The sequence below is a fragment of the Alcaligenes nematophilus genome, from assembly GCF_026344155.1.
Taxonomy (GTDB): domain Bacteria; phylum Pseudomonadota; class Gammaproteobacteria; order Burkholderiales; family Burkholderiaceae_B; genus Alcaligenes; species Alcaligenes phenolicus.
Genome location: NZ_JAPKMZ010000004.1, coordinates 297,021 through 317,380, shown reverse-complemented (window position 1 = coordinate 317,380; position 20,360 = coordinate 297,021). Strand labels below are relative to the sequence as shown.

Genomic DNA, 20,360 nt, shown 5'->3' with positions numbered 1-20,360 from the left:
AACTCATGTCATTACGTTTCGGTTTGGCGGCCAATCAATTGCACCATGATTCGGCAGATGCGGCTTTGTTTCAGTGGTTGCGGCGCTCAGCCAGCGGTATTCGCGAATTGGAAGTTGAGCTTTACACGGTCGGTCGTACCTGTAATGCCATCGAGCGGTCGGGCCTGCTGGAAGGCTATGGCGGCCTGGTTCGCTATCCCTATGGTCGTGATGGCGGCTTGATGAAGCTGGTGGCCCGGGTCACGCAAAGCCCGGATGGTACACCGCCTTTTGATGGCGCCATTTACCTGATTGACCCGGTAGACCCTTCCTCCATTTTTCCGGAAGCACTGGCGCTCAAGCGCCAATGCATCACGCATGGCCGTCCTTTCATTTCTACCTTGATGGGTGCAATTGAATGGATTGAAGTGGAGCGTGTCAGCCGCGGTTTGTGGCCCGATTCCAGCTGCAAACGTATTTTTGACTTCCCTAATCAAACCTTGGCCATGATTGCGCACGATGCACTCAAGGACAAGATGATTGAGTTTGCCGACAAGCACTTTGATCTGCTGTCTCGCTTTGGCCAACGCGTGGGAACTGGGACGACAAGCCGCTTGTTGAATGAGCTGGCCTGGTCTAAAGGTTGGCCCAAGGACACACCCTGGATTCAGTCATATCTAAGTGGACCTTTGGGCGGCGATGCACAAATTGCCGAGCTGGTGCTGGAAAATCGTTGCCAACGCGTCATCTTCTTTGAAGACCCGCACGTTGCGCGTCAGCACGAGGCTGACATCCAGCTGCTGGAGCGTGCGGTGCGCGTGGTGGCAGACAAGGCTTCGTGTTTTTCTTCGCCTGAAGTGGCTCATAAATGGGCACAGGCGGTGATGCGTTTGCCGGTGGATTAATTGCCTGCAAATTGTACTCGCAGCACAGGTGCAACACGGTGAAGCTATGAACCTGGATTCGCAATAAAAAGAGGACGCTTTCGAGCGTCCTTTTTTGTTTCGGCATGACGTGTTGCTGAGCAAGTTTTCAGACTGCGCGAAAGTCGTTGATAGCTGCTTTAGCAGCGGTCGGGACGGGGGCTGCTTGATTCGCGCATGGGGGCTCTCTAGACTACAGTTCGTGATTGGCAAGCACTGCAAACACAATGTCGCCTGATCAATGGGCAGTCTGTGGATACTGGAGGTAGGCTTGAATCGACGCATGATCTTGAAAGCGACCGGTGCGGGTATCGCCGCCCGGCTTGGTGTTCCTGTTTCTTCTCTGGGTGCTATGTTTGCCACGGCTCCGGCACGTGCGCAGCAGGCCGATACGTTTCCCTTCGGGCCTGTGCGTATTGTTGTTCCGGTGAATCCGGGCGGCAACGCTGACCGTATCGCACGGATGCTCGCGCAAAATCTTGCCAAATTGTGGCAACAAACGGTGATTGTGGATAATGTGCCCGGCGCTCACACCAGCCTTGGCGTCAACCGGGTAGTTCGTGCAGCCCCAAACGGGCATACGCTCTTGTCTAGCGGGGATCAGCTTGCGATCAACGCTGCCCTCGGTCGCAAGCTGCCCTATAGCGAGACGGAGGTCCGTGGTGTGACCCGCACTATTGTTAATTCGCAGGTGCTGGTAGTGCGGCCAGGGCTGGGCGTTAAGCACTTTGATGACTACGTGGCACTTCTTAAACGTCAGCCTGGCGAAGTATCTGCAGCGCTGCCGATTGGTTACGGCAGTATTTATCATTTGGCCGTCGAGATGCTTAACCAGCGTTTGGGTACGCAAACCAATAACATTCCCTACGCGGGAGGGGCCCCCGCTATGTTGGACATACTAGGTGGGCATGTGGACGGGGCGCTTATTGATATCTCTGGGACAATCCAGAACATTCAGAAGCGTGAACTCATCCCTCTGGCGGTGACCTCGCCGGAGCGTTCGAAGGTTTTACCGGATGTTCCCACTTTTCATGAGTTGGGTATTTCTGATTTCGTGATCGAAAGCTGGCAGGGCGTCTTTGTGCCACGTGCCACGCCGGATGAGGTGGTTGAGGTGTTAAATCGCGATATTACGGCTGTACTGCATTCGCGCGAATTTGCTGAGCCATTGGAGGAGCAGGGCTTTGTGATCGCGCCTGGTTCGGCTGAGTCTCTAGATCAGATCGTGGCACGTGATATTGCCCTGTTTCGTAAAGTGGCGGCAACTGCTGGCATCAAGCCCGAATGAAGTCTGCCCTTACAGGGGTAGGGCTGGCTAATGATGAGATTGGAGCGGGGGTTTGTTCAGGGACCGGGAAGAATAGCTGCGTATCTGTGTATGTGTATGCGGGGGCGAGGATGCATAAAAAAACGCGCGGTCTTGACCGCGCGTTTTTCTGTCTTGAGACTGATCAGTCCTCGCGACGCAGGTGCGGGAACAGGATCACGTCACGGATAGCAGGGCTATCGGTCAGCAACATGACCAGTCGGTCGATACCGATACCGCAGCCGCCTGTAGGGGGCATGCCGTATTCCAGCGCACGGATGTAGTCCGCGTCATAGAACATGGCTTCTTCGTCGCCAGCGTCCTTGGCCTGAACCTGGGCCTGGAAACGTGCGGCTTGATCTTCAGGATCGTTCAACTCCGAGAAACCATTGGCAATTTCGCGACCAGTAATGAACAGCTCAAAGCGCTCGGTAATGCCTTCCTGGGTGTCCGAAGCGCGTGCCAGTGGCGACACTTCCACGGGGTAGTCCACGATGAAGGTAGGGTGCCACAGCTTGGATTCTGCAGTTTCTTCAAACAGAGCCAGTTGCAGGGCACCCAGGCCGGCATCACGCAGTGGCGGCGAGTTCACGTCCACTTTCAGGCGAGCCAGTTCGGTACGCAAGAACTGGATGTCTTCCAGTTGCTCGATCTGGTAGGAAGGAGCGTACTTCATGATGGCGCCGGTAATGGTCAGGCGATCAAAAGGCAGGCTCAGATCCAGTTCGCGTTCCTGGTACTGCAGGGTAGCGGTACCACGGGCGCTGATCGCGGCCTCGCGTATCAGGTTTTCGGTGAAGTCCATCAGCCATTGGTAATCCGTATAGGCCGCGTAGAACTCCATCATGGTGAATTCAGGGTTGTGACGAGGGCTGACGCCTTCGTTACGGAAGTTGCGGTTGATCTCGAACACGCGCTCGAAACCGCCCACGATCAAACGCTTCAGGTACAGCTCGGGAGCAATACGCAGGTACATTTCCATGTCCAGCGCATTGTGGTGGGTCACAAAGGGTTTGGCCGATGCGCCACCCGGAATGGGGTGCAGCATGGGGGTTTCCACTTCCAGGAAGTTGGCCTGGGCCATGTGCTGGCGCAGGCTGCTCATGACCTTGCTGCGGGCCAGGAAGGTTTGACGGGTGTCTTCACCCATGATCAGGTCTACGTAGCGCTGACGGTACTTCAATTCCTGGTCAGCCAGACCGTGGAATTTGTCGGGCAGGGGGCGCAGGGACTTGGCCAGCAGGCGCACGCTGGAAGCATGTACGGACAGCTCGCCCTTATTGGTTTTGAAGACTGTGCCTTCCACGGCCAGGATGTCACCGATATCCCAGCCCTTGAATTCCGCGTAGTTTTCTTCGCCCAGTGCGGCTTTGTCCAGGTAGATCTGGATGCGGCCGGAAGCATCTTGCAGTGTGGCAAAACTGGCTTTACCCATGACACGCTTGAGCATCATGCGGCCAGCTACTTTCACGACTTTATTGGTTGCAGCCAGGGCATCCTTGTCCTGCTCGCCGTACTGGCTGTGCAGCTCGGCAGCGTGGGCGTCAGGGCGAAAATCGTTGGGGTAGGCGATGCCGTTTTCGCGCAGGCGGTCCAGTTTGGAACGACGCTCGGCGATCAGGCGGTTTTCGTCTACGACGGGGGCGGAAGTGTCTAGCGGTTCAGTCATTGTGTCAGTACTTATTCGTAGTGGTGGATGTCATCCAGGACGTGCTGGCCAAAATCCGGGCTGTTCAGGTGGCGCAAAATGCGCTCGGCCGTATCGTCCGGGCTGCTTAGCTGACCTTGTTGATGCAGGTCGATAAAGCGGCTCAGGTTCGGGAACTGGTCGCGGGATTGGCTACGGATATGGCCTTGCATATCGGTATCGACCACGCCAGGGGCCAGAGAGCAAACGGCCAGCTCGGGATTCTCCAGCTTCAGGGTTTGCGTATAAAAATCCAGCGCTGCCTTGCTGCAGCCGTACACGGCCCAGCCCGAGACGGGTTTGCGGCCAGCACCAGAGGATATATTGAGCACCTGGCGTTGGGCATCCTTGGGGGCGCCTTGCAAGAAGGCGGCGGTCAGGCTCATGACACTGGCGACATTCAATTGCAGCGCCTGTGTAATGGCCTGGGCATCGAGCAGGTGGCTGGCCTGCCCAACGGGATCAACCGTGCCCGCATTATTAATGAGGACGTAGCGTTGAGCCTGTGTCTGGCTGATCAAGGCTTGCAGAGCCTTGGCAGCCTGTTGTGCGCCTTCCGCGCTGGCCAGATCCACTTGCAGATGTTGATGAGCCCCTTGGGGCGCATCCAGTTGCAGTTCGCTGCGGGCCAAAGTGATCAACTGATGGCCAGCGGCCAGTGCCTGACGTGCCAGGGACAAGCCCAGACCGCGAGAGGCACCGCTTAGAACAGTCAGCGTGGAAGTGTGCATATTAAATACCTTGTTTCAGGCTGGCTTGAATAAAGGCATCCAGGTCGCCATCCAGAATCTTCTGGGTATTGGAGCTTTCGTAGTTGGTACGCAAGTCCTTGATGCGGCTTTGGTCCAGCACGTAGGAACGGATCTGGTGACCCCAACCCACATCGCTCTTGGAGTCTTCCAGTTTTTGCTGCTCAGCCATACGGTTGCGCATTTCCAGCTCGTACAGGCGGGACTTCAGCATTTGCATGGCTTCGGCACGGTTACGGTGCTGCGAGCGGTCGTTCTGACACTGCACCACAATGCCGCTGGGCTCGTGCGTAATACGAACGGCCGAGTCGGTTTTGTTAATGTGCTGACCACCGGCACCACTGGCGCGGTAAGTGTCGATGCGCAAGTCGGCCGGGTTGATTTCGACTTCAAAGGAGTCGTCGATTTCCGGGTAGACGAACACGCTGGTGAAAGACGTGTGGCGGCCGTTGGAGGAGTCAAAGGGACTTTTGCGAACCAGACGGTGCACGCCGGTTTCAGTGCGCAGAAAACCGTAGGCGTAATCGCCTTCAATCTTGATGGAGGCCGATTTGATACCCGCCACGTCGCCGTCAGACTGTTCCAGGATCTCAGCCTTGAAGCCCTTGTGTTCGGCATAACGCACATACATGCGTAGCAGCATGGAGGCCCAGTCCTGGGCTTCGGTACCACCCGCACCGGCCTGAATATCCATAAAGCAATTCAGCGGGTCGGCAGGGTTGGAGAACATGCGGCGGAATTCCAGCTCTTCAATACGGCTGGCCATGGCGGCACAATCTTCTTCGATGGCGGCGATAGTGGCATCGTCATCGTCCATCGCGGCAAGCTCAAACAGGTCCTGCGAATCTTTCAAACCCGTGTGCAAGGCGTCCAGCACATGCACCACGTTTTCCAGACTTTTCTTTTCGCGGCCCAGATCCTGAGCGTGCTGAGGATCGTTCCAGACGTTGGGATCCTCGAGTTCGGCATTGACTACGTGCAAACGATGAGCTTTGTCATCGTAGTCAAAGATACCTCCGTAAGGCATTTTCCCGCTCCGAATAATCGGCAAGGCGGGCTTCCAGTTGATTAAGTCGTTCCGATTCCATGATTCAGCGGCTTTCCTATATTTGATGTGCCACCCACGCCAGCCAGCAAGGCGGCGCGCGGCAAACTTCCGATTTTACCCTTATCGGAGGTCTATGGCACGTATTGGCCGCTCAGGAACCGGACATTGTGCACGTGGCTGTGCGATAGGCGGGCACGGATCGGTAAGAAGGCTGCGTGGGGGCGGCGGGCAGGGCGGGAGCATCGGGCCCGGAAAGATCGCTATCCAGACTGAAATGCGCCACCACCTGGGCCAGCAAAGTGGTTTGCTCCAACTGCTCCTGAGCGGTGTGGGCGCTGTGTTCAAGCAGTTGGCGGTTGGACTGGCCTTGCTGGTTCAGGCGCGTCATGACCTGGTTCACGTAGTCGATATGCGTCGCCTGCTCCTGAGAGGCCTGGGCAATATCGGCCACAATGCTGCGCATTTCATTGACCTTGTGTTGTGTGTTGGCCATGACTTGCGCCATACCTCGGGCGGCAGCCGAGCTTTGCTCGGTTTGTTCGACTGAGCTGGAAATCAGGGTGGAAATCTGTTGTAAGGCGTCGGTGGAGCGCAAAGCCAGGTTGCGCACTTCGGCAGCAACAACCGCAAAGCCATGACCATGGACTCCGGCGCGGGCGGCTTCCACCGCGGCATTCAGGGCCAGGATATTGGTCTGGAAGGCAATGTTGCGGATCAGTTTGGTGATCTCGCTCATTTTGTTCGAGCTGTCGGCAATTGCGTCGATGGTATCGAGCAGGCTGTGTACAGCTTGATTGCCCAGGGCCACCTGGCTGGAGGTGTCTTGCGCCAGATGATCGGCGGTTTGGGCCTGCTCCGCGTTCTGGCGCACGGTGTCAGCCAGTTGATTCATGGCCTTGACGGTCTGATTCAGTTCGGCGGATTGATCCAGAATTTGCTCGCTCAGGTTTTGACTGCCCAGCACAATCGCATGCGAGCCGTCGCGTATCAGGCCGGTTTGTTCGCGGATCTGATGCACTACGGTTTGTACGCCCTGGCCGATGCCATTGAGTGCTGTAAGCAAGGTCCCGAACTCATCATGGCGACGCACGCTGAGCTGCGCATTGAGCTTGCCCTGGGCCAGTTCCTTGGCCAGATTAGCCCCTTGATCCAGCGGCTGCTTGATGGAGCGATACAAGAGGCGTAGCGCAATGGTGCTGGCCATGAAGAACAGGGCCAGTGCCGCTAATGCCAGGCTGAACGCACGGTCGCTGCTACGACCAGCCAGATCCAGGGAACTGTCCAGGCGCCCGCTGAACTGGTGCTCGAACTGATCCAGTGTGTTGGTGATTTGGGCCGAGGCTTGAATGTATTGCTGGCTGAATACCAGCACTTTGGCCATCAAGGCATTGGGGAGGGCGATACGGATAGCGCCGTTACCATCTTCAAACTGGCCGCTGGCGGTTTGGATGGCCTCGGACTGAACCTGGCTAAGTGCCAAGGTCTGCTCGTAGGCAGAGCGCAGCAGGTCCTGTTCGGTCGGTTCCAGCTCCAGATCCCTGAACCGCTCCAGCATCGCCAGAGTGACGCCGTCCTGATCCGCCTGGGCACCGGTAAACACCGCCAGAAGGTGGCGGAAATTATCCTGAAATTCGATTTGCTCGCTGGAGACAAACGCGATGGCCTGACGGCTGAGCAATTCGCTGATGCGTTTGAAGTCTTTGCTAAGCGCCGTGGTTTGGTGGCGCTGGGCTTCCAGGTGCTTGCGCTGTTCGATGCTGCTGCTCAAATGCTGCAGGGCAATCAGCATCAGGATTAGAAACAGGCTCAGAATTGCAAAATAGGCGATGAAGCCAGTTTTGAGCGTCAGTAATTTTTTCAAGGCGACTCCCACAAGATGTGGGGTGCGCCCGAGCGCTGATGGCTCTTGTCGCACCCCTGTCAGGCGCGCCTATCTTTGCATCTAATTGTGACAGGGGTGTGGCGATATGTCTTAACGGCGGTGGGGAGTGCGACGAGGGGCAGAGGTCGGCGCGCCAATACGCTTGGGCAGGTGGCGGAAGATAATGCGACCTTTGCTCAGGTCGTAGGGCGACATTTCCAGGGTGACGCTGTCGCCAGCCAGAATACGGATATGGTGCTTGCGCATTTTACCGCCGGTGTAGGCGATAACGGCGTGACCGTTGTCCAGGGTGACACGAAAGCGCGAGTCAGGCAGGATTTCGGTGACGGAACCTTGCATTTCAAGTAGCTCTTCTTTGGCCATAAATCGGGACTCCTTTAAAAATAATAATTCCCGTCTGGCCTTGCTGGGCGGGACGGGGACGGGCTTGGAAACAAGGCAGACCGACAAACCGGACAAGCGGTGTCTGGAGCCCAGCCTTGCACTAGGCCCATAAAAATCGGGGTGAATCTGTGTCTGTCAGGAATGGTTGGTTCCAGACAGGGTCAGGTGGATCAAATTGAAAACACGCCCGCCGTTCATAGGGGGATCCAGCCGGGGCAGACAAGGTCTGCCTACCTGAAAAACGGGCACAAACACGAATACTTGCCAGGAACAGAGACCTGCATAACGACGCGCGGGACAGGCCCTTGCGGTTAAAGGTGCTGGTTGTGGTGCCAAGTAATGCACTTGGGGCGCTTGATCGGGTCAAGCTTTATTCCCAAAAGTGGGGGTGTTTCAAGGTCGATTTACCCTGGGTAGCTGCATCTGATGTTGCTAAAGTCAGACGAGCGTGGATGGGATGGGCCAATACAATTCAATCAGCGCCATGACGTGACAATTGTATGATTATAAATAATATTTATGGATTGGTCAAAGATTGACCAGTTCTCATCGTCACAAGCAGGCAGGTAAAGGCGTAGAGGGCAGAGCATGCTTGCCTATATACTAGGCCAATCGTAACGGCGCAGAGTTGACCTGAGGAGGGATCACATGCGCCGTTGCCGTTTTTTAGGACATGCTTGTGAGCACTCAGAAACTGACCCCTGGCACGACGGCTTTACTGGTTTTACCCACGATCTTGTGGGCAAGTAATGCTATTGTGGGGCGCCTGATTCATGATCAGGTTCCGCCCATTACCCTGAATTTCTTCCGTTGGCTGGTAGCTTTCACCATTCTGCTTTTTGTAGGACGGCAAGTGCTGCGACGCGGCAGTAATTTGTGGACCAACTGGAAGCGCTACTCGATTCTGGGTTTGCTGGGCATAGGGATCTATAACGCTTTGCAATACCTGGCACTACAAAGCTCGTCCCCCATTAACGTGACTTTGGTCAACGCCAGCTTGCCGTTCTGGATGCTGGTCATTGGACGCCTGTTCTTCAAATCTACCGTCAATGGGCGTCAGTTGGTGGGGGGCTTGATGTCCTTGCTGGGTGTGGTGCTGGTGCTGACGCGTGCGGACTGGCAGGAGCTGATGGCCTTCCGTTTTGTGCCGGGTGATGTGTACATGGTGATTGCCACTATCGCCTGGGCGATCTATAGCTGGATGCTCAGTACGCGCCGCCATGAGGGTGCAATCGCAGAAACCTGGGCCACTGTAGTGATGGCACAAGTGTTTTTCGGTTTGATCTGGTCGGGTGCTTTTGCCGCCATGGAGTGGAAGTTCACCGATTGGCATATCGACTGGTCCTGGGGCTTGTTGCTGGCCATTCTGTATGTGGGGACTGGTCCGGCTCTGATCGCCTTGCGATGCTGGGGCGTGGCTGTCCAGCGAGTGGGCGCTGCCACGGCCGGTTTCTTCGTCAATCTGATGCCCGTATTTGCCGCCTTGATGTCGGTTTTTATTCTGGGCGATACCCCCAAGCTTTACCACGGAGCGGCTTTCTTGCTGATCGTAGGCGGGATTTATGTGTCTTCGCGTAAAAGCTGAGGCTTGAGCGGATGTGGGTGTCTTGCGACACTCTGGATGCAAAAAAAGGGACGCCCGGTAGAGCGTCCCTTTTTACTTTGTGGACTTGGGTTTAAGCCCTTGCACCTGGCTGCAGGTGTTTACTTGCCATCACCCATGCGACGGAAAATTGTCGCGACCAAGGGACCGGAAATATTGTGCCAGACGCTGAAGATTGCGCTGGGCACGGCGGCCAATGGCGAAAAGTGGGCGCTGGCCAGGGCCACACCCAGCCCGGAGTTTTGCATACCCACTTCAATAGCCAGCGTCTTGCGCTGTGCTAAAGGCATGCCGCTCAAGCGTGCCAGTACATAGCCCAGGATGTAGCCCAGGGTGTTATGTACAACGACAACCGAGAACACCAACAAGCCACTGGTCGCAATTTTGGGCTGGTTACCCGCGACAACAGCGGCCACGATAGCCACAATGGCCACCACAGATACCAGGGGCAGGGCCGCCACACCGGCTTTGATCTTTTCACCCATCAGGGATTGCACAATAATGCCCAGGGCAATGGGCAGAATCACTACCTGAACAATGGACCAGAACATGGCCGAGGCGCTGACTTCCAGCCATTGGCTGGCCAGGAAGTAAATGAGGGCAGGGGTGACGATGGGAGCCAGCAAGGTGGTGACCGACGTAATGGCAACCGACAGGGCCAGGTCGCCACGGGCCAGAAAAGTCATCACGTTCGACGAGGTGCCACCGGGGCAGCAGCCCACCAGAATCACGCCAATGGCCAATTCGGGTGGCAGGGAAAAGGCGTAGGTCAGAAACCAGGCCAGACCGGGCATGATGATGAATTGTCCCAATACACCAATAGCCACACGGCCAGGGCGTACAAACACCTCTGCAAAGTCCTGGCGCGACAAGGTCAGCCCCATACCGAACATGATGATGCCCAGAAGTGGAACAATATAAGCGCCTAACCAGCGATAGTGGTCGGGAAAGTAATAGGCCAGAACGGCAAACAGTAGAACCCAGATGGCAAAGGTATTGCCAACAAAACGGCTCAGGCGGGCGATAGCCTGCATGATGAAATATCCTTCAAGGAGCACGGCTGGCCGGTGGGCCGGCGCGGTGCGGATTAGTCTGTTACGGGGAGCAGCATGGGTCGGGCCGGGTGTAGGGCCGTCCATCGCAGACCTGCTTAAGGGCTGGCGACGCGACTTTCCGATGGGGTGGGATAAAGCGCTGGCAACACGGGGCTGTACGGGCAGATCTGGGTAAGGTCAGGGGTACAGGCGGTGGTGAGCGAAACGGACAACATGGCAGGCCATGTTTTTTATCCTGGAAGGCCGAGCTCGGGCGTATTGTAGACCTTGGCCGCCGTGGTATTTTGATTAGCTGCCTTGCAAATGTGTGTATTAGGAGAGGGTGGGTGAATAGAGCGGGATCACGTCTGGCGGCATACGCCTGTTTGGCCTTGTCCATGTCCTTGGTGGGCAGTTATATCGCCCTGACACGGCCGTTGGTGGCGGCACTGCCGGTGTTCTTGCTGGCCTGGCTGCGTTTCGGCATTGGCGCGATAGCCATGCTGCGCTGGCTGCGCAAACCGGCGACCGAACCCGCACTGGACCTGCGTACCCGTGGCCTGATTTTTCTGGAATCCTTTTTGGGTAATTTCCTGTTCACGCTGTGCATGGTGACGGGCATCAGCATGACCAGTGCGGTATCTGCAGGCGTCATTTTGTCTGCCATTCCCGGCATGGTGGCTTTGTTCAGTTGGTACTTCCTGAAAGAAAGCATAGGGCCGCGCACCTGGGTGTCACTGGCCCTGGGGATGGGCGGGATTGCCTTATTGGCCTTGGTACAGGCGGATGATCACGGTGTGGATCAACTGGACCCAGGAAAAATGTGGCTGGGCAATGCGCTGATCTTTTGTGCCGTCCTGTGCGAGTCGGCTTATGCGGTCATAGGCAAGCGCCTGACCGCCGTGCTTAGCCCCAAGCGCATCAGTGCAATCATCAATCTGTGTAGCCTGGCGCTGATTACGCCCCTAGGTTTATACGCCGCCTGGGATTTCGATTTCACGGCACCGGCAGGCTGGATCTGGCCTTTGCTGGTGTTTTATTCCTTGGCTGCAAGTGTCTGGACGGTCTGGCTGTGGATGACGGGAGTGCGTTCCGTTCCCGCTTCGCAAGCCGCGGTGTTTATGGTCTTGATGCCTTTAGGCACCGCAGCAGTAGGTGTGCTGGTGCTGGGCGAGAGCTTTACCACCGTGCATGTTTACGCCTTCATTCTGGCTCTGGCGGGCTTGGTGCTGGCGACCTTGCCGACTCGGTCGAAGTCTCAAACGCCTTAAGAAGGTTAGGCGCGGGATGGCCGTATTGGGACTGTATTGGATGCGGCTATTACAGAAGCCATGCGTAGCTGGGATGCCAAGGCTGCTTCTATTCAAAGCTAGTCGTAATTAAAAAAACCGCTGCATAAGCAGCGGTTCCGGGAAAGGGACACTGGGCGATAGCGATAGTGATAGTGCTTAATCCTGCCCCTGTGCATATTCAATAATAAATTGCACGCTGACGTTCCCGTTCCATTCGTTCTGATCCAGGCGATAGGCGGCTTCGATATTTTCCGGCAGTAAGGTATCGCGGTTGAACCAGATCGCATCGAAGTATTCGCCGTTGCGCTCCAGGCTCAACTTCAGGTGCTTGTTCTTGAGCAGACGTTGTTGACGCACGAAGAAGTTGTCGCGGAAAACAGGAGCCGGGAAACCGGCGCCCCAGACTTGTTTTTGCAGCATTCCGGCCACCGTAATATTGATGTGCTCGGGCTCCAGCGAACCGTCGGTTTCGATGACGGGATCAAACTGATAGCGGCCGGTCAGTTCCTGTACGGCTTCTTCAAAGGCCTGCACAAACACATCGTAATTGTCCTCTTCAATCGTCAGGCCGGCCGCCATGGCGTGGCCGCCAAACTTCAGAATCAGACCGGGATAGCGTTTGGATACCAAATCCAGCGCATCGCGCAGGTGTACGTCGGGGATAGAGCGGCCCGAACCTTTGATCTCGCCTTCGTCACCTTGGGCAAACGCCAGGGTAGGGCGCCAGTACTTTTCTTTCAAACGCGAGGCGACCAGGCCGACCACGCCCTGGTGCCATTCGGGGTGGAACACGCAGACAGTGGCGCTGGTGTCCGGTTCGGCCAGTTCGGCTGCGCGCAGGGCCTCTTCGCGCATGGATTGCTCAATCGAGCGGCGATCCTGGTTCATGTCCTCCAGTTCGCGAGCCAAATTAGCGGCCTCGTCTTCGTCATCCGTGATCAGGCAGCGTATGCCCAAGGCCATATCGGCCAGTCGACCGGCGGCGTTGATGCGTGGCCCCAGGGCAAAACCCAGATCAAAGGCGCTGGCCTGACGAGGATCGCGGCCAGCAACCTGGAACAGGGCGCGCAGCCCAGCCTGCATCTGGCCCTTGCGCATGCGCTCCAGCCCTTGGGTGACGATCAGGCGGTTATTGGCATCCAGGCTGACTACGTCGGCCACGGTCCCCAGGGCGACCAGATCGGCCAGTTCGTTCAGGCGTGGGCCTGCATTGGCCTCATATACCCCGCGCTGACGCAGCTCGGCACGCAAAGCCAGCATCAGGTAAAAAATAACGCCCACACCGGCCAGGTTCTTGGAGGGGAACTCACAGCCGGGCTGATTGGGGTTCACAATCGCCAGGGCATCGGGCAACTCATCGCCGGGCAGGTGGTGGTCTGTGACCAGAACTTTCATGCCCGCCATATGAGCGGCTTCCACACCATCAATACTGGCAATGCCGTTATCCACGGTAATCAGCAGATCCGGTTTGCCCGAGGGATGTTGCTCTGCCAGTTCGACCACGGCGGGTGACAGGCCATAGCCGGTTTCAAAACGGTTTGGAACCAGAAAGTCCACGACTGCGCCCATGCTGCGCAGCGCGCGCAGGCCGACTGCACAGGCGGTAGCGCCGTCACAGTCGTAGTCGGCAATGATCAGCATGCGGTCCCGGCGGGCAATGGCATCGGCCAGCAAGACGGCGGCTTCACGAGCCTGGGTCAGCATATTGGGCGGAATCATGTTGCGCCAGGCCGGATCGATCTGGGTGGCATCGGTCACTCCCCGGGAGGCCAGCAGACGGGCCATTAAGTCGTGAATCCCGGCCTGTTTCAGGGCGTGGCTGGCGGCTTCTTGAGCGGGACGGTTTTTCAGGATAGGGGTGACCACCACTGACTCCAGTTAGAGGTTTGTTTGAACAGGGACAAGGGCCAGATGCGGCGCGAGGCAGGACCGACGTGAGCATAGCGGTCCAGTCCGGTCAGCACCAGTTCTGGCATGGGCCCTGCGGCCAGGGGGGCGAGCACAGTACGATCCAGCTCGGCCAGTTGTTGCAGCCAAAGCCCCCAGTCTTGACGTATCAGGCTGTCTTGCAAGTCATCAATAATGCGCAGTTCGGCGGGCTCGGGGCCTAATTGCTGGCAGGACGCTCCGCCAAACAGCCACAAGCTGTTCACGTTGGGCAGACCCGCCTGTTCGCGCTCCTGATTGTCCGGCAGGGCAAAGGCCAGCATTTGAAATTCATTGATAAGACGACGCCAGGGGCGAGTTTGCACATCCTGAGTCCACCAATTATTCAAATTGCTTTGGCTGACCAGTTCTGTGGAGGCCGCTTGCACCGTAAAATCAGCCGGTGGAGTGACACGCCACAAGGCCGGGCTGATGTACTCGAATTGAAAGCCGGTTTCGTCCAGATAAGGGCGAATGGCCTCCAGCAAGGCGCGGCTGTAGGACTCAGTCAAGGCCAGTTGCTCGCTGGGTATCAGCATGGCGCCCTCGCGAGAGGGGGCAATGTGCACCAGCTCTGCCAGCCAGACAGCTTCTTCAGGTGCCACCGAGTGGATTTGTTTCAACTGGCGTAGCCGCAAAGGGGCCAGACCTGCGCTAAGATGCTGGGCTTGGTGCGCCGTAAAGCCGTGGGCGTGCAAAAGCCAGGCTTGTGCTGGCGTGCACAGGTCCTCGGACGGGTCGCGTACCGACAGCGTGCCTTTGCCCTGAGTCAGTAACTGAACCAGTGAAGGGGCCGTCTGGGGCAAGTGTTTGATGAGTTCGCGCGCGATGGCCGGTTCCGGCAGCGCACCGTTGATTACGATCTGCATGACAGCGATTGTAGTGTTTTCTTTGAGGCGATAGCAGCTCGCATGGGATACGAATTTTGGATTGGAGCGCGGTATGCCGGCCTGGCCAAGGGCCGCAAACGGCGTGGGGGACGAAAAGACCGTTTCGTCTCCTTTATTGCGGGCAGCTCGATGGCGGGGATTGCCCTGGGGGTAGCCGCGCTGATTGTCGTGCTGTCTGTCATGAACGGCTTTCAGACCCAGGTGCGTGATCGCATGCTGTCGGTCTTGCCGCATATTGAACTGATTGTGCGCAATGCCGATCATCAGCAAGTCCTGAATGAATGGAAGTCGCTGGCCCAAAAAGCCCAGACCAATCCGGCGGTGGTGGGCTCGGCCCCCTATGTGGCCGGTCAGGGCATGCTGGTGCGCAGTAATCAATTGATGGGCGTGCAGGTACGTGGCATTGAGCCTGATCAGGAAAGCAAGGTGTCCGAGCTGGCCCAGCAAATGGTCATGGGCCGACTGGAAAATCTGCAGCCAGGCACTTTCGGGATTGTGCTGGGCGAGCAGTTGGCCAATCAGTTACGTGTCAGTACGGGCGATACGATCATGCTGATGGCCCCGCAAGGCTCGATCTCGCCAGCCGGCTTTTCGCCGCGCATGCGCCAGTTCACGGTAACCGGCGTGTTTTCCTCCGGCTATTACGAATACGATGCCAGCCTGGCTTTTGTGAACGTGGATGATGCTTCCAAGATTTTCCGCGACAGTGGCAATAGTGGTGTGCGTCTGCGTATTAAAGATATGCAGCAGGCCCCCATGGTGGCTCAGGAGTTGGCCGGCAAAATGCCGCGCAACGTGCTGGTGTCGGACTGGACGGCCAATAACCGTACCTGGTTTGCAGCTGTGCAAACCGAAAAACGCATGATGTTTCTGATTCTGGCCTTGATTGTGGCCGTGGCGGCTTTCAACCTGCTGTCTTCCTTGGTGATGGCCGTGAAAGACAAGCAGTCGGATATTGCGATTCTGCGCACTATTGGTGCCACCCCCAGCGAGATTGCCCGTATTTTCCTGGTGCAAGGTGCTTTGATTGGCGTTGTGGGTACCTTGCTGGGCGTCGGTTTGGGTACCTTGATTGCCTACAATATCGACGTGATCGTGCCCTTTATTGAAAACCTGATGGGTCGTAAATTCCTGCCTCAGCAGATTTACTTCATCAGCGAATTGCCTTCCAATCCGCAGGTCTATGACATTGTGCTGATTGCTATCGTCTCGCTGGTTCTGTCCTTCCTGGCCACGCTGTACCCAAGCTGGCGTGCTTCCAAGCTTCAACCTGCACAGGTGCTGCGTCATGACTGATCTTATCGCTCCAACCGTGCTGCGCGCGCGCGATGTCAGCGTCCACTACGAGGAAGGTGGCAACAGCATTCAAGTGCTTTCCGGGGTGAATCTGGAAGTGTGTCGTGGCGAGATGGTGGCTATTATCGGCGCTTCCGGCTCGGGTAAAAGTACCTTGCTGCACGCTTTGGGCCTGCTGGATAAGCCTGATACAGGCAGCATCGAGGTTAACGGCACCCAGACAGAGAGTCTGAATGAAAGCGAACGCAGTCAGCTGCGCAACAAGGTGCTGGGCTTTGTGTACCAGTTCCACCATTTGCTGCCTGAGTTTGATGCGCTGGACAATGTGGCCATGCCCTTGATCGTGCGTCGCATGAAGCGTCCAGAGGCGCGCGAGCAGGCTCAGCAGGTTCTGGAACAAGTGGGTTTGTCCCAGCGCGTGCATCACTATCCGGGTCAGTTGTCCGGGGGCGAGCGTCAGCGAGTGGCCTTGGCGCGTGCTTTGGTCACACGACCTGCCTGCGTGCTGGCGGACGAGCCGACCGGTAATCTGGACCGTTACACCGCTGAAGGCATGTTTGAACTGTTAAGCCGGGTCAATGAAGAGTTCGGCACGGCTTTTGTCATCGTGACCCATGACCAGGCCCTGGCCTCCCTGGCCCATCGTCAGCTGGTCATGGACAAGGGCTATCTGACCCAGGAAATCAGGTCCGAGCGCCGGGTCTAATACCTGGCAGGGGCGTGGGGCTGTCATACCGCGTCCTTCCCTTTGAGGGGCTGAGGTTTGTGGGGAGTCTCGTTATGCTTATCGATACGCATTGTCATCTGGATGCTCCCGAATTTGCTCAAGACCGAGAGCAGGTGATTGAGCGTGCCCGCGTGGCGGGTGTACGTTCGATTGTGGTGCCGTCCGTAGGTGTATTTGACTTTCAAACTGCCCGTGAGACCGCGATGGCAGCAACCGGGGGCGTGTATGCGCTAGGGATTCACCCCCTGTTTACTCCTGAAGCGGGGGCAGTAGATCTGGAAGCCCTGGAGCAGGAAATCCAGCTGCGTCTGGACGACCCTCGTTTTGTCGCCTTGGGTGAAATCGGTCTGGATTACTTTGTGCCAGAGCTGAAAACCGAAGAGGCTAGTCGTCATCAGGAATGGCTTTATGAAGCTCAATTGGCCATGGCGCAACGCTATGGCTTGCCTGTACTCCTGCATGTGCGTCGCTCTCAAGACCGGGTACTGAAATATCTGCGGCAATTTCCGGGAGTAGGCGGAATCGCCCATGCTTTTAACGGTAGTGAGCAGCAGGCGCAGATGTTCGTACGCCAAGGCTGTGCGCTGGGTTTTGGTGGGGCCATGACCTTTGGACGAGCCAAGCAGATTCGCCGTCTGGCGCAGGATATGAGTCTTGATGATATTGTGCTGGAGACCGATGCGCCGGATTTGGCGCCGTCCTGGTTGGTGGAGCCGGGGACTCCCTTGGCATCGGTTCGCAATGAGCCGGCTGAGGTGAAAGGAGTCGCGGAGAGTCTTGCAGAGCTGCGGGGGACGGGCGTGGCTGATGTCATTCGCCAGACCGGGGCCACGGCACGACGAGTCTTGCCAAGGCTGGATGCGTTTTTGTCTAGCCAGGGGTATTAGGCTGGGGGCAGGCTTTTTGATGTTGCCAGAACTGCTTTTTCACTGGGCTTTCACTCCTGGTTTATCTGTCAGGTAAGAGGCGCGTTTTGCCTATCGGTACAAGCCGATATGAGCAAAGTGTCCTTGTTTCGACCCTTTGAGGCACGCCTGAACTCTACGCTATAGATTTGCGTGGAGATCACGATGGCAGGGCAGAGCCCATGACAGGGCGTGCGTGTTTAGCCGCTTTTGTGGCCGCAGCCACATTCACCCATTTCCTGAAGCCTTCGTATCTGGCCTTGCCTGTTTGGCCGTGGCTGGGTGCTGTGGTTGTGAGCATCTTGCTGGCGCAGCGTTTTTCTTTTGCTTATGTTCTGGTCTTTGCCTGCTTGGGAGCCAGCTACAGCATTTGGCATATACAGGGCCGGCTGGCTCAATCCGTCCCGGTCACTGACATCAATAAAGTCAGTCGGGTAGAGCTGGAAATCCAGTCCTTGGTACAGGTAGGGCCGAATTACAGACAGTTTCAGGCACGCGTCCTGAACTCCCAGCCGCCCGGTTTGCCCGAGCAGATTCTGGTTCGCTGGAATGCGGCTCAAGGCCATCGCTCCTTGTACCGTGAGCCGTCTGTACAAAGCTTCCCCGAGCTGATGCCCGGTCAGCGCTGGCGCATGTCTTTATTGATGCGTCCACCTCAAGGAGCCCGTAACCCTCATGGCTTTGACGCAGAACGTCATGCCATGACTCAAGGCTGGCGGGCTGTGGGCAGTGTGCGGGGTCAGCCACAACGATTGGACTTCGATCCGGCGCAGTCCTGGTTCACATGGACGGAGCGTCTACGCCATCATTTGCGCAACGTCCTGATGCCCTACGTACAAGAACAACGCTGGGGCGGGGTGATGCTGGCTTTGTCTTTGGGAGATCAGGCCAGTATCGCCGCAGCGGATTGGCTGATCTTCAATCGCAGTGGCCTGACGCACCTGGTCTCCATCAGCGGCACGCACGTTACGTTCCTGGCCGTGTTGTTGGCTGCCTTAGTGTCCTGGTGTTGGCGACGTGTTCGTTGGGGGCGCTGGGTATTGGCCGAACAAGTTCCTGCTCAGGTTGCTGCGACCTCGGTAGGTATTGCCGGGGCGGGTGCTTACTGCGTCATCGCAGGCTGGGGTGTTCCTGCCCAGCGTACTTTTTTGATGTTGCTGGTGCTGGGTGTCTGCCGTATTCGGGGTTTACATTTGGGAGCCAGCCGGACTTTGCTGATTGCAGCTCTGTTTGTGGTTTTGCATGATCCATGGGCGGGGCTGACCACCGGCTTTTATCTGTCTTTCGCCGCTGTTTCGGTCTTGTTCGCGTTTGGCGCTTTGATGGGGCAGGTGCCGCAGCCAGGCTCCTGGTGGCAGCGCTGGGGGCGGCGGATCTGGTTTGCGACTCAGTTGCAGGTGCTGATTACCTTGGCCTTGTTGCCCGCTCTGGCCCCCTTGTTCCATGAAATATCCTTGGCTTCCTTGCCCGCGAATGCGTATGCCATCACCTTGATCGGCTCAGTTGTGACGCCGCTGGTGCTGCTCTTGTTGATTTTGGCGGCGCTACAGGCTCCGTCAAGTTGGTGCGAGTCTGTCGCTAATCTTGCTCATGCTGTATTGGATTTCACCATGCAGCCTACGATCTGGCTGGCGGAGCGTAGCCTTGCCAGTGTGCCAGTGCCTGCCCAGCACTGGGCTTGGACAGTTCTGGCTTTGCTGGGGGTGCTGCTATTACTTTTGCCCAAAGGCTTTGTGTCCCGCTTGAGCGGCCTGTCTCTGCTGGTGCCCGCCTTGGCTTTGCGACCTTCTTTATTGCAGGAAGGGGACTGGGACTTGTTTGCCCTGGATATAGGCCAGGGTAGTGCGGTGGTGCTGCGTACTCGCAGTCAGGTGTTGCTGTTTGACGTGGGAAACCGCTACGGCCCTGATTCCGATGAAGGCAAACGCAGCATTGCGCCCTGGTTGAAAGCCAAGGGAATAGGGCGGATCGATACTTTGGTGTTGTCTCATGCCGATATGGACCATGTGGGCGGGACGCGCAGCGTATTGCAGGCGGTACCGGTTAGCCGCTCCTATAGCAGCTTTGATCTGGACGCGCATCTGAATCGGGAGGAGCGTTTGCTGGCTGTGCCTGCTGGCTCCACTGTTCGCCCGGAGCAGGCCCTGCGCTGTGAGCAGGATGTGCACTGGGAGGTAGACGGCGTACGTTTCCGGTTCTGGTGGCCCCCTGCGGATGAAGCCAGATTCAAGGCCGCCTATGGTAGCGAGGAAGATAAGAATGCCATCAGCTGTGTGCTGGAAATTCGAGGTGCCCGACACAGCGCCTTGCTTTTGGGCGATGCCGGTGTGGCGCAGGAGCAAGCCATTGTGGCGGCGGGCTTGGGGCCTGTTGATGTCGTTGTAGTCGGGCATCACGGTTCCCGGACCTCCTCGGGGGCGCATTTTGTGAAACACATGCAAGCGGGGTTGGCGATTGCTCAACTAGGATGGTGGAATCGCTTTGGGCATCCACATGCGCAGGTGCAAACGCGTTGGGAACGCTCCGGCGCTTTATTCCTGCGTACCGATCATTGGGGCGCTTTGACTGTGGAGTCGCGTCCTTCGGCCCTGTATTACTTTGGCGAGCGTGATCGTCACGCCCGCTACTGGCAGTCCCCAGCAACGCCCTGACGGCAGGACAGAAACGGCATAGTAAAGCCCTCGGGCTGGGCTACAATAGTCCTTTATCTGTCAAATTCTGGTCTGAGC

Annotated in this window: 16 protein-coding genes; 8 read left to right on the top strand and 8 right to left on the bottom strand. The window is 57.1% G+C overall.

Going from position 1 to position 20,360, the window contains the following annotated elements; all coding sequences use genetic code 11:
- The first annotated feature begins 5 nt into the window (after window positions 1-5).
- Window positions 6-884: a methylglyoxal synthase gene (locus OSH04_RS12705; RefSeq protein WP_026482837.1), complete on the top strand. Its 879-nt coding sequence runs from the start codon at window positions 6-8 to the stop codon at window positions 882-884.
- A 289-nt stretch (window positions 885-1,173) separates the two neighbouring features.
- Entirely contained in the window at window positions 1,174-2,190 is a 1,017-nt protein-coding gene (locus tag OSH04_RS12700; protein WP_266108605.1) for a Bug family tripartite tricarboxylate transporter substrate binding protein, read from the top strand.
- Window positions 2,191-2,353: 163 nt separating this feature from the next.
- Here the strand turns inward: OSH04_RS12700 and lysS are convergent, their stop codons facing one another.
- From lysS to infA, 5 genes are all read right to left on the bottom strand, one after another.
- The gene (gene lysS / locus OSH04_RS12695; RefSeq protein ID WP_035268111.1) at window positions 2,354-3,877 is read right to left on the bottom strand and encodes a lysine--tRNA ligase; all 1,524 of its coding nucleotides are present in this window, start codon (window positions 3,875-3,877) and stop codon (window positions 2,354-2,356) included.
- Between the two features lie 11 nt (window positions 3,878-3,888).
- Window positions 3,889-4,626 (bottom strand): SDR family NAD(P)-dependent oxidoreductase, encoded by a 738-nt coding sequence (locus OSH04_RS12690; protein ID WP_266108604.1) that lies wholly within the window; start codon window positions 4,624-4,626, stop codon window positions 3,889-3,891.
- 1 nt (window position 4,627) lies between these two features.
- Window positions 4,628-5,732, bottom strand: a protein-coding gene (prfB, locus tag OSH04_RS12685) for a peptide chain release factor 2 (protein WP_115635138.1) whose coding sequence is annotated in 2 segments (ribosomal slippage) — window positions 4,628-5,650 and window positions 5,652-5,732 — 1,104 coding nt in all. Because the reading frame shifts where the segments join, the coding sequence is not laid out codon by codon here.
- A gap of 111 nt (window positions 5,733-5,843) precedes the next feature.
- Window positions 5,844-7,553 (bottom strand): methyl-accepting chemotaxis protein, encoded by a 1,710-nt coding sequence (locus tag OSH04_RS12680; protein ID WP_266108603.1) that lies wholly within the window; start codon window positions 7,551-7,553, stop codon window positions 5,844-5,846.
- Between the two features lie 111 nt (window positions 7,554-7,664).
- The gene (gene infA / locus OSH04_RS12675; RefSeq protein WP_009458008.1) at window positions 7,665-7,937 is read right to left on the bottom strand and encodes a translation initiation factor IF-1; all 273 of its coding nucleotides are present in this window, start codon (window positions 7,935-7,937) and stop codon (window positions 7,665-7,667) included.
- 694 nt (window positions 7,938-8,631) lie between these two features.
- On the opposite strand from infA, the gene OSH04_RS12670 reads away from it, so the two are divergent.
- Window positions 8,632-9,543 (top strand): DMT family transporter, encoded by a 912-nt coding sequence (locus OSH04_RS12670; RefSeq protein WP_035268110.1) that lies wholly within the window; start codon window positions 8,632-8,634, stop codon window positions 9,541-9,543.
- A gap of 119 nt (window positions 9,544-9,662) precedes the next feature.
- Here OSH04_RS12670 and OSH04_RS12665 read toward each other — a convergent pair whose 3' ends face one another.
- Window positions 9,663-10,595, bottom strand: a complete 933-nt coding sequence (locus OSH04_RS12665) for a bile acid:sodium symporter family protein (protein ID WP_035268109.1) — start codon at window positions 10,593-10,595, stop codon at window positions 9,663-9,665.
- A gap of 347 nt (window positions 10,596-10,942) precedes the next feature.
- Here OSH04_RS12665 and OSH04_RS12660 point away from each other — a divergent pair, with 347 nt between their 5' ends.
- Window positions 10,943-11,866 carry a DMT family transporter gene (locus OSH04_RS12660; RefSeq protein ID WP_266108602.1) on the top strand — a complete coding sequence of 308 codons (924 nt, stop codon included), beginning with the start codon at window positions 10,943-10,945 and terminating at the stop codon, window positions 11,864-11,866.
- Window positions 11,867-12,043: 177 nt separating this feature from the next.
- Here the strand turns inward: OSH04_RS12660 and recJ are convergent, their stop codons facing one another.
- Entirely contained in the window at window positions 12,044-13,753 is a 1,710-nt protein-coding gene (gene recJ, locus OSH04_RS12655; protein WP_266108601.1) for a single-stranded-DNA-specific exonuclease RecJ, read from the bottom strand.
- The gene (locus OSH04_RS12650; RefSeq protein WP_266108600.1) at window positions 13,735-14,682 is read right to left on the bottom strand and encodes a hypothetical protein; all 948 of its coding nucleotides are present in this window, start codon (window positions 14,680-14,682) and stop codon (window positions 13,735-13,737) included. The genes recJ and OSH04_RS12650 overlap by 19 nt, the downstream gene beginning before the upstream one ends.
- A gap of 42 nt (window positions 14,683-14,724) precedes the next feature.
- On the opposite strand from OSH04_RS12650, the gene OSH04_RS12645 reads away from it, so the two are divergent.
- From OSH04_RS12645 to OSH04_RS12630, 4 genes are all read left to right on the top strand, one after another.
- The gene (locus tag OSH04_RS12645; protein WP_266108598.1) at window positions 14,725-15,999 is read left to right on the top strand and encodes a lipoprotein-releasing ABC transporter permease subunit; all 1,275 of its coding nucleotides are present in this window, start codon (window positions 14,725-14,727) and stop codon (window positions 15,997-15,999) included.
- Window positions 15,992-16,705: an ABC transporter ATP-binding protein gene (locus OSH04_RS12640; RefSeq protein WP_009457989.1), complete on the top strand. Its 714-nt coding sequence runs from the start codon at window positions 15,992-15,994 to the stop codon at window positions 16,703-16,705. Before OSH04_RS12645 ends, OSH04_RS12640 begins: the two co-directional genes overlap by 8 nt.
- Before the next feature lie 74 nt (window positions 16,706-16,779).
- A complete protein-coding gene (locus OSH04_RS12635; protein WP_266108597.1) occupies window positions 16,780-17,613 on the top strand; it encodes a TatD family hydrolase in 834 nt (277 codons plus the stop codon).
- A gap of 200 nt (window positions 17,614-17,813) precedes the next feature.
- Window positions 17,814-20,282: a DNA internalization-related competence protein ComEC/Rec2 gene (locus OSH04_RS12630; RefSeq protein ID WP_266108596.1), complete on the top strand. Its 2,469-nt coding sequence runs from the start codon at window positions 17,814-17,816 to the stop codon at window positions 20,280-20,282.
- Window positions 20,283-20,360: the final 78 nt, after the last annotated feature.

What these genes read in the sequence shown, in the direction of transcription:
- OSH04_RS12630 (WP_266108596.1), top strand. Translation starts at nt 17,814, where the DNA reads ATGACAGGGCGTGCGTGTTTAGCCGCTTTTGTGGCCGCAGCCACATTC.
- OSH04_RS12640 (WP_009457989.1), top strand. Translation starts at nt 15,992, where the DNA reads ATGACTGATCTTATCGCTCCAACCGTGCTGCGCGCGCGCGATGTCAGC.
- infA (WP_009458008.1), bottom strand. Translation starts at nt 7,937, where the DNA reads ATGGCCAAAGAAGAGCTACTTGAAATGCAAGGTTCCGTCACCGAAATC.
- OSH04_RS12670 (WP_035268110.1), top strand. Translation starts at nt 8,632, where the DNA reads ATGCTTGTGAGCACTCAGAAACTGACCCCTGGCACGACGGCTTTACTG.
- OSH04_RS12665 (WP_035268109.1), bottom strand. Translation starts at nt 10,595, where the DNA reads ATGCAGGCTATCGCCCGCCTGAGCCGTTTTGTTGGCAATACCTTTGCC.
- OSH04_RS12690 (WP_266108604.1), bottom strand. Translation starts at nt 4,626, where the DNA reads ATGCACACTTCCACGCTGACTGTTCTAAGCGGTGCCTCTCGCGGTCTG.
- OSH04_RS12705 (WP_026482837.1), top strand. Translation starts at nt 6, where the DNA reads ATGTCATTACGTTTCGGTTTGGCGGCCAATCAATTGCACCATGATTCG.
- OSH04_RS12645 (WP_266108598.1), top strand. Translation starts at nt 14,725, where the DNA reads ATGGGATACGAATTTTGGATTGGAGCGCGGTATGCCGGCCTGGCCAAG.
- OSH04_RS12635 (WP_266108597.1), top strand. Translation starts at nt 16,780, where the DNA reads ATGCTTATCGATACGCATTGTCATCTGGATGCTCCCGAATTTGCTCAA.
- lysS (WP_035268111.1), bottom strand. Translation starts at nt 3,877, where the DNA reads ATGACTGAACCGCTAGACACTTCCGCCCCCGTCGTAGACGAAAACCGC.
- OSH04_RS12650 (WP_266108600.1), bottom strand. Translation starts at nt 14,682, where the DNA reads ATGCAGATCGTAATCAACGGTGCGCTGCCGGAACCGGCCATCGCGCGC.